The 12,478-nt window shown below is 64.7% G+C and carries 9 protein-coding genes; 7 read left to right on the top strand and 2 right to left on the bottom strand.

What is annotated here, in order from left to right; translation table 11 throughout:
- Window positions 1-99 precede the first annotated feature (99 nt).
- A complete protein-coding gene (locus HU751_RS13770; protein ID WP_186731996.1) occupies window positions 100-1,008 on the top strand; it encodes a LysR family transcriptional regulator in 909 nt (302 codons plus the stop codon).
- Between the two features lie 76 nt (window positions 1,009-1,084).
- Window positions 1,085-1,258, top strand: coding sequence for a hypothetical protein (locus HU751_RS13765; protein ID WP_177330819.1), 174 nt, complete (start codon window positions 1,085-1,087; stop codon window positions 1,256-1,258).
- Window positions 1,259-1,264: 6 nt separating this feature from the next.
- Here HU751_RS13765 and HU751_RS13760 read toward each other — a convergent pair whose 3' ends face one another.
- Window positions 1,265-2,134: an isocitrate lyase/PEP mutase family protein gene (locus HU751_RS13760; RefSeq protein ID WP_023630223.1), complete on the bottom strand. Its 870-nt coding sequence runs from the start codon at window positions 2,132-2,134 to the stop codon at window positions 1,265-1,267.
- A 404-nt stretch (window positions 2,135-2,538) separates the two neighbouring features.
- Here HU751_RS13760 and HU751_RS13755 point away from each other — a divergent pair, with 404 nt between their 5' ends.
- Complete coding sequence (locus HU751_RS13755; protein WP_186732093.1) at window positions 2,539-3,990, top strand: MDR family MFS transporter; 1,452 nt, start codon at window positions 2,539-2,541, stop codon at window positions 3,988-3,990.
- A gap of 92 nt (window positions 3,991-4,082) precedes the next feature.
- On the opposite strand, the gene ttgR is transcribed toward HU751_RS13755, so the two are convergent.
- Window positions 4,083-4,715: an efflux transport transcriptional regulator TtgR gene (gene ttgR / locus HU751_RS13750; protein ID WP_050703922.1), complete on the bottom strand. Its 633-nt coding sequence runs from the start codon at window positions 4,713-4,715 to the stop codon at window positions 4,083-4,085.
- A 247-nt stretch (window positions 4,716-4,962) separates the two neighbouring features.
- Between ttgR and ttgA the strand changes: the two genes are divergently transcribed.
- The 4 genes from ttgA (at window position 4,963) to HU751_RS13730 (ending at window position 12,292) form a co-directional block, all read left to right on the top strand.
- Window positions 4,963-6,117: a toluene efflux RND transporter periplasmic adaptor subunit TtgA gene (gene ttgA, locus HU751_RS13745; RefSeq protein WP_011535416.1), complete on the top strand. Its 1,155-nt coding sequence runs from the start codon at window positions 4,963-4,965 to the stop codon at window positions 6,115-6,117.
- Window positions 6,118-6,120: 3 nt separating this feature from the next.
- On the top strand, window positions 6,121-9,273 hold the full coding sequence (ttgB, locus tag HU751_RS13740) for a multidrug efflux RND transporter permease subunit TtgB (protein WP_050703921.1): 3,153 nt from the start codon (window positions 6,121-6,123) through the stop codon (window positions 9,271-9,273).
- Window positions 9,270-10,715, top strand: a complete 1,446-nt coding sequence (locus HU751_RS13735) for an AdeC/AdeK/OprM family multidrug efflux complex outer membrane factor (protein ID WP_186731995.1) — start codon at window positions 9,270-9,272, stop codon at window positions 10,713-10,715. The genes ttgB and HU751_RS13735 overlap by 4 nt, the downstream gene beginning before the upstream one ends.
- Before the next feature lie 323 nt (window positions 10,716-11,038).
- Entirely contained in the window at window positions 11,039-12,292 is a 1,254-nt protein-coding gene (locus HU751_RS13730; RefSeq protein WP_186731994.1) for an OprD family porin, read from the top strand.
- Window positions 12,293-12,478 lie beyond the last annotated feature (186 nt).

Here is a 12,478-nt window from a genome sequence, read left to right as displayed (position 1 = left end):
AGATCCTGTGAGTGGGACGATGCAGGCAAGCTTAGTTGCCCGAACCAATACAAAAAATGCGATGCTTCGACATAGTTTGTTTCTGAAATCGGACAGATCATGGACCGCCTCAACGCCATGCGCGTATTCGTCACCGTCGTCGACCTGGGCAGCCAGTCCGCCGCGGCGGATCATCTGGAGCTTTCCAGGCCCGTGGTCTCACGCTACCTGGCGGAGCTGGAGGACTGGGTCGGCGCGCGCCTGATGCAACGCACCACGCGCAAGCTCAGTCTGACGGCGGCGGGTCTCGAAACCCTGCCCCGCTGCCGCCAGTTGCTGGAGCTGGCCGGCGACCTGCAGAACGCCGTGCGCCAGCCGGACGACGCGCCCCGTGGTGAACTGCGCATCAGTGTCAGCACCTCGTTCGGCCAGGCCCAGCTGGTGGATGCGCTGGCCGCCTATGTCAAACGCTACCCCGGGGTGAAGGTGGAACTGCAGATGCTCGACCGCACCGTCAACCTGGTGGACGAGCGCATCGACCTGGCCATCCGCACCAGCAACGATGTCGACCCCAACCTCATCGCCCGGCGCCTGAGCGTGTGCCGCTCGGTGGTCTGCGCCAGCCCTGCCTACCTGCGCGAGCACGGCACACCGCGCCAGGTCGAGGAACTGAGCCGGCATAACTGCCTGACCCACGCCTACTTTGGTCACAACCTGTGGCATTTCGAGGTGGATGGGCAGAACGTCGCCGTGCCGGTGCAGGGCAATATCAGCGCCAACGAGGCCATGACCCTGCAGAAAGCCGCCCTGGCCCACGCCGGCATCGCCATGTTGCCCACCTATCAGGCGGCGGCCGCGTTGCGCAGCGGCGAGCTGGTGCGGCTGTTGCCGCACGCCAGGCCACGGGAGCTGACCCTGAATGCGGTGTACACCTCGCGCAAGCACATGCCGGCGACGCTGCGCAGCATGCTGGACTTCCTGGCGCAGCGGTTCGGCGACGAGCCGGAGTGGGACAAGGGATTGAGCTGAGTCCAGGCCATGCAGATCCGCGCACAAGGCCTATGCTTGAAGGTATCACCTGTTGCACCAACAGGAGGTCCGCACCATGAGCATCAAATCCAGGCGTTGCGCCCTCGTCTTCGCCCTGGTCGCGGTGGCCGGGCTCTACGGCTCGGCCTGCTGGCGGGTCGAGCTGCTGCGCAGCCAGCCCAACGCGGCCGCCAGCTGCGTCCATGAGCACTGCGTTCCCCACAGCGCCACGCTGAGCGCCGTCAGGTAGAGTGGATCACTCTTCGACGCTCATGTACTCCTTGGCCCAGCGGATGTAGTCCTCGGGCTGGGTGTAGGTGTGCGAAAGCTCGGTGGCGCCGAGGCTGTCTGACTTGTGCTGCAGGCCACGCTGCTGGCGCAGGCAGTCGTAGGTGGCCTTGATCGCGGCGAAGTAGGCGGCATGGCCATCGACCACGATGCGCACGCCCAGGCGCGCCAGGCGCTCGTCGTCACGCAGGTTCGGGTTGGCGTAGGTGACCAGCATCAGCGGCACGCTCAGGTGCTCGGCGATCTGCTCCAACTGCTCGAAGTCCTTCACCCCCACCATGCAGATACCATCGGCGCCGGCCTTCTGGTAGCTCTGGGTACGGACGATGATTTCCTCTGTGGTGAGCACGCCGGCATTGGTCCTGGCAATGATCGCCAGCGCCGAGTCGACACGCGCCTCCAGCGCCGCGCGAATCTTGCCCACGCCCTCCTCCACCGAGATCAGGTCGGTGGACTTGCGGCCGAACTGGGCCGGCAGCAAGGTGTCCTCGATGGTCAGCGCGGCCACGCCGGCGCGCTCCAGCTCGATGACCGTGCGCATCACGTTGAGCGCATTGCCGTAGCCATGGTCGGCATCGGCGAGCACCGGCAACTGGGCGACGCGCCCGATGCGGGTGGCCTGCTCGACGAACTCGCTGAGGGTGATCAGGGCGAAGTCCGGCGCGGCCAGGACCTGCAACGAGGCGACCGAGCCGCCGAGGATGCCGACTTCGAAGCCCAGGTCCGCGGCGATACGGGCGGACATCGGGTCGAAGACCGAAGCGGTGTGATAGCACGAACCTGAAGCAAGCAGTTCGCGGAAGGCAAAACGCAGATCGTGGTGGGAAGCCTTGGGCATGATCACTCCGCTTGAAAATGAAAAATGGTGAACGGCTGACTACCGACCCCTGTATCGGGTCTACCTGACTGTTCCAACCGTCGCCATCAGGGCGGTCATGCTCGACATGCAGGCAGAGGAATAGAAGGTGTGGACATACAGCGACGCGAAATCCTGCGGCAAATGGCTGCACCATGCTGGTGCAGGCCCCGGATTTCAGCCTCTGCGGCCCTGCCACGATATCACGCGGTCATGCAGCGCTGGATGAATGCGCCAATGCCGATCTTGCATAGGGGATGCATGGAGTACATAGGTAGCTATGTAACTCAGGGTACAATGCTCCACCATTAATGAGCCCATCGCGGGGCAAGGCCGCTCCCACGATGCCTCGCGATCGCGCCAGCGCTGACCACAAGGTATCCACCGTGACCGCCGCCCTGCCCCCCACCGTCCTGCGCAGCGTCCTGACCGCCCTGATGCTGGCGATCTTCCTCGGCGCCCTCGACCAGACCATCGTCGCCGTGTCGATGCCGGCGATTTCCGCGCAGTTCAATGATGTCGGGCTGCTGGCCTGGGTCATCTCCGGCTACATGGTGGCCATGACCATCGCCGTGCCGATCTACGGCAAGCTCGGTGACCTGTATGGCCGGCGGCGCATGATCCTCACCGGCACTGCCCTGTTCACCCTGGCCTCGGTGGCCTGCGGCCTGGCCCAGGACATGCCGCAGCTGGTGCTGGCGCGGGTGCTCCAAGGCATCGGTGCCGGCGGCATGGTGTCGGTGAGCCAGGCGATCATCGGCGACTTCGTGCCGCCCCGCGAGCGCGGGCGCTACCAGGGCTATTTCAGCAGCATGTATGCCTTGGCCAGTGTCGCCGGGCCGGTGCTTGGCGGTTGGCTCACCGAGTACCTGTCCTGGCGCTGGGTGTTCTGGATCAACCTGCCGCTGGGGCTGGTCGCCCTGTGGGTGATCCACCGGGCGCTGGACGGCTTGTCGGTCAAGCGCCGCGAGGCCCGGGTGGACTACCTCGGCGCGGTGTTGATGATCCTTGGCCTGGGCAGCCTGCTGCTGGGCATTACCCTGGTTGGCCAGGGGCATCCCTGGCTGTCGTCGCAGGTGCTGGCGCTGCTGGGCTGCGCGCTGCTCGGGCTGCTGGCGTTCATCGCCCACGAGCGCCGTTGCCGCGAACCGCTGCTGCCGCTGGGCCTGTTTGGCAACCGGGTCGCGGTGCTGTGCTGGTGCGTGATCTTCTTCGCCAGCTTCCAGTCGATCTCGCTGACCATGCTCATGCCCCTGCGCTTCCAGGGCATCACCGGTGCCGGCGCCGACAGCGCGGCGCTGCACCTGCTGCCGCTGGCCATGGGGCTGCCCATCGGCGCCTTCACCGGCGGGCGCATGACCAGCCGCACCGGCCGCTTCAAGCCGCAGATCCTCACCGGAGCACTGCTGATGCCGCTGGCCATCGCCGCCATGGCGCTGACGCCGCCGCAATCGGGGTTGCTCGGCGCGCTGTTCATGCTGCTGACCGGCATCGCCTGCGGCCTGCAGTTCCCCACCTCGCTGGTGGGCACGCAAAGCGCGGTGGACAGCCGGGACATCGGCGTGGCAACCAGCACCACCAACCTGTTCCGCTCGCTCGGCGGGGCAATGGGGGTGGCGTGCATGTCCAGCCTGCTGCTAGCGCTATTGCACCAGGGTGGTTTCGAGATGTTGGGCAATCCGCTATTGGGCAGCCTCAAAGCGGGAGAGGCGGATCCGCAGACCCAGGCGCGCTTGCTGGAAACCTTCCGCGACCTGCTGCTGGTCAGTGCCGGGGCGTCGCTGATCGGACTTCTGGCGGCGCTGGCGTTGCCAGACAGGCAGTTGCGCGGGCGCTGAGGATTGTGGGAGCGGCGGTGCGTCGCTCCCACGTTATTAATTCTGCGTTAATCGGATGGGAGTAACACTTCCTCACAATCCTTAACAAAGTGTCATTTGCGCAAGCCCGGGCTCAAGCGCAGCATATCCAGCCCGGTGTCGACCCATTTTTCGACATCGCCCAACAGGTCGAAGCTGTCCGGCAGCAGCAGCCAGCGGCCGATCAGGCCGTCCACATAGGCAAACATGGCCACCGCCGCCCGCTCGATATCGAGCTCGGCGGGCAACTGGCCACGACGTACCGCATTGCCCAAGGCCAGGGCAACGCTCTGATGGCAGTCCAGCACCGCGCCCTGGCGTTGTTGGCGAATCTCACACATGTCGTCGGTGAACTCGCACTTGTGATGCAGGATTTCATTGATACGCCGGGTACGGGCATCGAGCACCAGCTCGTTGAACACTTGCAGCAACAGCTTGCGCATGCAGCCGAGCGGGTCGAGTTCGTCCTCGCTTTCACTGGCCCGGGCCAGGTGGTCGTGGGTTTCGTGCAGGCTGTCGAGCAGCGCCTGCACCAGTTCCGCCTTGTTGCTGAAATGCCAGTAGATCGCCCCGCGGGTCACCCCCGCGAGCTCGGCAATGTCGGCCAGGGTGGTACGCGCGACCCCGCGCTTGTAGAAGGCCTTTTCCGCCGCCTCGATGATCTGGGCACGGGTTTCCTGGGCTTCTTCTTTGGTTCGACGGACCATGGCAGTACAACCTCATCAGGCCCCGCCCGCTCAGCTGGCGGACGGGAATCGGGCCGGGGCGAGCGCTTCATGGGCCACTCCCGGGTGCATGTGGACGATCCGCGGCGACTCACCGACGGTATTTACAAACAACCATGAATGTAAGTATATTCCTTAGCAAGCTATTTATCCACCGGATAGCGTTTTTCTCTTAAGACTCTTCCACTATATTCTTGAGCTCCCTTGCTCCTGCGACCCGAGGATCCTCATGCAATTCAAGCCAGCCGTAACCGCCCTGGTTTCCGCCGTGGCCCTGGCAACCCTGCTCAGTGGCTGTAAGAAAGAGGAAGCAGCGCCTGCGCCGCAGGCTCCTCAGGTCGGCGTCGTGACCGTGCAACCGCAAGCCTTCACCCTGACCTCGGAACTGCCGGGGCGCACCAGCGCCTACCGTGTGGCCGAGGTTCGCCCGCAGGTGAACGGCATCATTCTCAAGCGCCTGTTCAAGGAAGGCACCGACGTCAAGGAAGGGCAGCAGCTCTACCAGATCGACCCGGCCGTCTACGAGGCGACCCTGGCCAACGCCCAGGCCAACCTGCAGGCTACCCGCTCGCTGGCCGAGCGCTACAAGCAACTGATCGACGAGCAGGCCGTCTCCAAGCAAGAGTACGACGACGCCAATGCCAAACGATTGCAGGCCGAGGCCTCGCTCAAGAGCGCCCAGATCGACCTGCGCTACACCAAGGTGCTGGCGCCGATCAGTGGCCGTATCGGTCGCTCCTCGGTCACTGAAGGCGCCCTGGTGAACAACGGCCAGACCAACGCCATGGCCACCATCCAGCAGCTCGATCCGATCTACGTCGACGTCACCCAGTCCACCGCCGAGCTGCTCAAGCTGCGCCGTGACCTGGAAGGCGGCCAACTGCAAAAGGCCGGCGACAACGCCGCCCAGGTGCAGCTGGTGCTGGAAGACGGCAGCCTGTTCAAGCAACAGGGTCGCCTGGAGTTCTCCGAAGTCGCGGTCGACGAGACCACAGGCTCCGTCACCCTGCGCGCGATCTTCCCCAACCCCGACCACACCCTGCTGCCCGGCATGTTCGTCCATGCGCGGCTCAAGGCCGGGGTCAACGCCAACGCCATCCTGGCCCCGCAACAGGGCGTGACCCGTGACCTCAAGGGCGCGCCGACCGCATTGGTGGTCAACCAGGAGAACAAGGTCGAACTGCGCCAGCTCAAGGCCAGCCGCACCCTGGGCAGCGACTGGCTGATCGAGGAAGGCCTGAACCCGGGCGACCGTCTGATCACCGAAGGGCTGCAGTTCGTGCGACCGGGTGTCGAGGTCAAGGTCAGCGAAGCCACCAACGTCAAGAAGCCGGCCGGCCCTGCTCAGGCCAACACGGCCAAAGCCGACGCCAAAGCGGAGTAAACCATGTCGAAGTTCTTTATCGATCGCCCGATCTTCGCCTGGGTGATCGCCCTGGTGATCATGCTGGTCGGCGCCCTGTCGATCCTGAAGCTGCCGATCAACCAGTACCCGAGCATCGCCCCGCCGGCCATCGCCATCTCCGTGACCTACCCGGGCGCCTCGGCGCAGACCGTGCAGGACACCGTGGTGCAGGTGATCGAGCAGCAGCTCAACGGTATCGACAACCTGCGTTATGTGTCGTCGGAAAGTAACTCTGACGGCAGCATGACCATCACCGCCACCTTCGAGCAGGGCACCAACTCCGACACCGCGCAGGTCCAGGTACAGAACAAGCTGAACCTGGCCACCCCGCTGCTGCCGCAGGAAGTGCAGCAGCAAGGTATCCGCGTCACCAAGGCAGTGAAGAACTTCCTGCTGGTGATCGGCCTGGTGTCCGAAGACGGCAGCATGAGCAAGGACGACCTGGCCAACTACATCGTCTCCAACATGCAGGACCCGATCTCGCGGACCGCGGGCGTCGGTGACTTCCAGGTGTTCGGTGCGCAGTACGCCATGCGTATCTGGCTGGATCCGGCCAAGCTGAACAAGTTCCAGCTGACTCCGGTCGATGTGCGCACCGCCGTGGCCGCGCAGAACGTCCAGGTCTCGTCCGGCCAGCTCGGCGGCCTGCCGGCACTGCCGGGTACCCAGCTCAACGCCACCATCATCGGCAAGACCCGCCTGCAGACCGCCGAGCAGTTCGAGAAGATCCTGCTCAAGGTCAACAACGACGGTTCCCAAGTACGCCTGGGCGATGTCGCCACGGTCGGCCTGGGCGGCGAGAACTACGCTATCAGCGCCCAGTACAACGGCAAGCCGGCCTCGGGCCTGGCGGTCAAGCTGGCCACCGGCGCCAACGCGCTGGATACTGCCAAGGCGCTGCGCACCACCATCAGCGACCTGGAGCCGTTCTTCCCGCCGGGCGTGAAGGCCGTGTTCCCGTATGACACCACGCCGGTGGTCACCGAATCGATCAGCGGGGTGATCCACACCCTGATCGAGGCCGTGGTCCTGGTGTTCCTGGTGATGTACCTGTTCCTGCAGAACTTCCGCGCCACCATCATCACCACCATGACCGTGCCGGTGGTGTTGCTGGGTACTTTCGGCATCCTTGCCGCCGCCGGGTTCAGCATCAACACCCTGACCATGTTCGCCATGGTCCTGGCCATCGGCCTGCTGGTGGACGATGCCATCGTCGTGGTGGAGAACGTCGAGCGGGTGATGTCCGAGGAAGGGTTGCCGCCCAAGGAGGCAACCAAGCGCTCCATGGAGCAAATCCAGGGCGCCCTGGTGGGTATCGCGCTGGTACTGTCGGCGGTACTGCTGCCGATGGCCTTCTTCGGCGGTTCCACCGGTGTGATCTATCGCCAGTTCTCCATCACCATCGTCTCGGCCATGGGCCTGTCGGTGCTGGTAGCGCTGATCTTCACTCCGGCCCTGTGCGCCACCATGCTCAAGCCGCTGAAGAAGGGCGAGCACCATGTGGCCAAGCGCGGCTTCTTCGGCTGGTTCAACCGCAACTTCGACCGCAGCGTTGTCGGCTACGAGCGCAGCGTCGGCACCATCCTGCGTAACAAGATCCCGTTCCTGCTGGCATACGCCCTGATCGTGGTCGGCATGATCTGGCTGTTCGCCCGTATCCCCACCGCGTTCCTGCCGGAAGAAGACCAGGGCGTGCTGTTCGCCCAGGTGCAGACCCCGGCCGGCTCCAGTGCCGAGCGCACCCAAGTGGTGGTCGACCAGATGCGTGAGTACCTGCTCGACAAGGAAGCCGACACCGTGGCATCGGTGTTCACCGTCAACGGCTTCAACTTCGCCGGTCGTGGCCAGAGCTCGGGCATGGCGTTCATCATGCTCAAGCCGTGGGACGAGCGCTCGAAGGAGAACAGCGTGTTCGCCCTCGCCCAGCGCGCGCAGATGCACTTCTTCAGCTTCCGCGACGCGATGGTGTTCGCCTTCGCCCCGCCGGCGGTACTCGAACTGGGTAACGCCACCGGCTTCGACGTGTTCCTCCAGGACCGCGCCGGCGTCGGCCACGCGAAACTGATGGAAGCGCGCAACCAGTTCCTGGCCAAGGCCGCGCAGAGCAAGATCCTCAGCGCCGTGCGTCCGAACGGCCTGAACGACGAGCCGCAGTACCAGCTGACCATCGACGACGAACGCGCCAGTGCCCTGGGCGTGACCATCGCCGACATCAACAACACCCTGTCGATCGCCCTGGGCGGTAGCTACGTCAACGACTTCATCGACCGCGGTCGGGTCAAGAAGGTCTACATCCAGGGCGAGCCGAACTCGCGGATGAGCCCGGAAGACCTGCAGAAGTGGTACGTGCGCAACGGCAAGGGCGAGATGGTGCCGTTCTCCTCCTTCGCCAAGGGCGAGTGGAGCTACGGCTCGCCGAAGCTGTCGCGCTACAACGGCGTGGAAGCGGTCGAGATCCTCGGTACCCCGGCCCCGGGCTACAGTACCGGTGAGGCCATGGCCGAAGTCGAGCGCATCGCCGGCGAACTGCCAACCGGTATCGGCTACTCCTGGACCGGCATGTCCTACGAGGAAAAACTCTCCGGTTCGCAGATGCCGGCGCTGTTCGCCCTCTCGGTACTGTTCGTGTTCCTGTGCCTGGCGGCGCTGTACGAAAGCTGGTCGATCCCGATCGCGGTCGTGCTCGTGGTACCGCTGGGTATCATCGGTGCCCTGCTCGCCACCAGCCTGCGCGGGTTGTCCAACGACGTGTACTTCCTGGTCGGCTTGCTGACCACGATCGGCCTGGCGGCGAAGAACGCCATCCTGATCGTCGAGTTCGCCAAGGAACTGCACGAGCAAGGCCGCAGCTTGTACGACGCAGCGATCGAGGCGTGCCGCATGCGTCTGCGCCCGATCATCATGACCTCGCTGGCGTTCATCCTCGGCGTGGTACCGTTGACCATCGCCAGCGGCGCCGGCGCCGGCAGCCAGCACGCCATCGGTACCGGCGTGATCGGCGGCATGATCAGTGCGACCGTGCTGGCCATCTTCTGGGTACCGCTATTCTTCGTCGCAGTGTCGTCGCTGTTCGGCAGCAAAGAGCCGAAAGAACACGCCACCCCTGAAACTCCACGTTATGAGGCTGGGCAATGACCAAGTCTTTGTTGTCCCTGGCGGTAACCGCCTTCATCCTCGGCGGCTGCTCGCTGATCCCCGACTACCAGACGCCTGAGGCGCCGGTGGCCGCGCAGTGGCCGCAAGGCCCTGCGTACTCGCCGACCGAGTCGGCCAACGTCGCCGCGGCCGAACAGGGCTGGCGCCAGTTCTTCCACGACCCGGCGCTGCAGCAGCTGATCCAGACGTCGCTGGAAAACAACCGCGACCTGCGCGTCGCGGCGTTGAACATCGACGCCTACCGCGCCCAGTACCGCATCCAGCGCGCCGACCTGTTCCCGGCCGTGTCGGCCAATGGCAGCGGCAGCCGCCAGCGGATGCCGGCGAACATGTCGCAGACCGGCGAATCCACCATCAGCAGCCAGTACTCGGCCACCCTGGGTGTCAGCTCCTATGAGCTGGACCTGTTCGGTCGCGTACGCAGCCTGACCGAGCAGGCCCTGGAAACCTACCTGTCCAGCGAGCAGGCACGTCGCTCCACGCAGATCAGCCTGGTGGCCAGCGTGGCCAACGCCTACTACACCTGGCAGGCCGACCAGGCGCTGCTGAAGCTGACCGAAGAAACGCTCAAGACGTACGAAGAGAGCTACAACCTGACCCGCCGTAGCAATGAGGTGGGCGTGGCTTCGGCGCTGGACCTGAGCCAGGCGCGTACCGCCGTCGAAGGCGCGCGGGTCAAGCTGTCGCAGTACCAGCGCCTGGTCGCCCAGGACCTGAACAGCCTCACCGTGCTGGTGGGTACCGGCGTACCGGCCACCCTGCCCAAGCCGCTGGAGCTCAATGCCGACCAGTTGGCCGAAGTACCGGCGGGCCTGCCGTCCGACATCCTGCAGCGCCGTCCGGACATCCAGGAAGCCGAGCACCTGCTCAAGGCCGCCAACGCCAACATCGGCGCCGCCCGCGCCGCGTTCTTCCCGAGCATCAGCCTGACCGCCAACGCCGGTACCCTGAGCCCGGACATGGGCGGGCTGTTCAAGGGTGGTTCGGGCACCTGGCTGTTCCAGCCGCAGATCAACCTGCCGATCTTCAATGCCGGTAGCCTCAAGGCCAGCCTGGACTACTCGAAGATCCAGAAGGACATCAACGTCGCCAAGTACGAAAAGACCATCCAGACCGCCTTCCAGGAAGTCGCCGATGGCCTGGCCGCACGCAAGACGTTCGAAGAGCAGCTGCAGGCGCAACGCGACCTGGTGGCGGCGAACCAGGACTACTACCGCCTGGCCGAGCGCCGCTACCGCATCGGTATCGACAGCAACCTGACCTTCCTCGACGCCCAGCGCAACCTGTTCAGCGCCCAGCAGTCGCTGATCGGCGATCGCCTGTCGCAGCTGGTCAGCGAGGTCAACCTGTACAAGGCCCTCGGTGGCGGCTGGTACGAGCAGACCCAGCAGCAGGCCTCGATCCAGACGCCGAAAGGCTGATTGGACCGCTAACGCATCAAGCCCACCCTTACGGTGGGCTTTTTGTTGCCCGCACAGGCCACATCGCGGGGCAAGCCCGCTCCCACGCTGCTCTTCAACCTGAGGTATCGCAACGTGGGAGCGGGCTTGCCCCGCGATACCGGTCGGTCAACATTACGTTCGATAATCGCCCCATTCCGCGTTCCACGAATTGCCTCGCCCCCACCCTCCCCCGCACCATCGCCCACGCAACGTTGCACAAGCTCTCTCTAAAGACGCCCAACCCTGCGGCCCGCACCCGCAGCGCACCGGCTCGCCCAATAAAAACAAGAGATCCACGACAGATGAGCACTTTGCAACCCGCACGCCAGCTGCTGCCGGGCCTGTTGGCCCTATCCTGCGCCTTGCCCGCCGTCGCCGCCGAAAGCGGCTTTCTGGAGGACGCCAAGGCCAGCCTCAACCTGCGCAACTTCTACATCAACCGCAACTTCGTCGACCCGGCCAACCCCCAGGGCAAGGCCGAGGAATGGACCCAGAGCTTCATCCTCGACGCCCGTTCCGGCTTCACCCAGGGCACCGTCGGCTTCGGTATCGACGTGCTGGGGCTGTACTCGGTCAAGCTCGACGGTGGCAGAGGCACGGCCGGCACCCACCTGCTGCCGGTGCATGACGATGGCCGCCCGGCCGATGATTTCGGCCGCCTGGGCGTGGCGTTCAAGGCGCGCCTGTCGCAAACCGAACTCAAGGTCGGCGAGTGGATGCCGGTGCTGCCGATCCTGCGTTCGGACGATGGACGCTCGCTGCCGCAGACGTTCCGCGGCGGCCAGCTCACCTCGAAGGAAATCGACGGCCTGACCCTCTATGCCGGCCAGTTCCGCGGCAACAGCCCGCGCAACGACGCGAGCATGGAAGACATGTTCATGCAGGGGCGCGCCGGCATCACCTCCGACCGCTTCAACTTCGCCGGTGGCGAATACAGCTTCAACGACAAGCGCACGACGGTCGGCCTGTGGGACGCCCGCCTCAAGGACATCTACCGCCAGCAGTACCTGAACCTGGTGCACAGCCAGCCCCTGGGCGACTGGACCCTGGGCGCCAACCTGGGCTACTTCCTCGGCAAGGAAGACGGCAGCGCCCGCGCCGGCGACCTCGACAACCGCACCGCCTCGGCCATGCTCTCGGCGCGCTACCAGGGCCACACCTTCTACGTCGGCTTGCAGAAGGTCAGTGGCGACGACGCCTGGATGCGGGTCAACGGCACCAGCGGCGGCACCCTGGCCAACGACAGCTACAACGCCAGCTTCGATAATGCCAAGGAGCGCTCCTGGCAGGTGCGCCATGACTTCAACTTCGTCACTGTCGGTATTCCCGGACTGACCCTGATGAACCGCTACATCAAGGGTGACAACGTGCATGCGGGCGGGGTGGACGATGGCAAGGAGTGGGCCCGGGAGACCGAGCTGGCCTATGTGGTGCAGGCAGGGACCTTCAAGGACCTGTCGGTGAAATGGCGCAACTCGACCATGCGCAGGGATTTCAGCAGCAATGCGTTCGACGAGAACCGGTTGATCGTCAGTTACCCGCTCAATCTTCTTTGATGCCATCGCGGGGCAAGCCCGCTCCCACGCCGCCCGCACAAACCAGCAATGGCGTGGGAGCAGCGTGGGAGCGGGCTTGCCCCGCGATTAGGCCTGTCACCAGACAAATAACCAAAAGACATATTCAAATTAATTAACATTCTTTGACGCTATATGTAACAAGTCGCTAAAACCAAGCTCCGCCCC

Origin of the sequence: Pseudomonas peradeniyensis, from assembly GCF_014268935.2 — a bacterium.
In the GTDB taxonomy this organism is placed as follows: domain Bacteria; phylum Pseudomonadota; class Gammaproteobacteria; order Pseudomonadales; family Pseudomonadaceae; genus Aquipseudomonas; species Aquipseudomonas peradeniyensis.
This window is presented reverse-complemented; position numbering and strand designations above follow the sequence as displayed.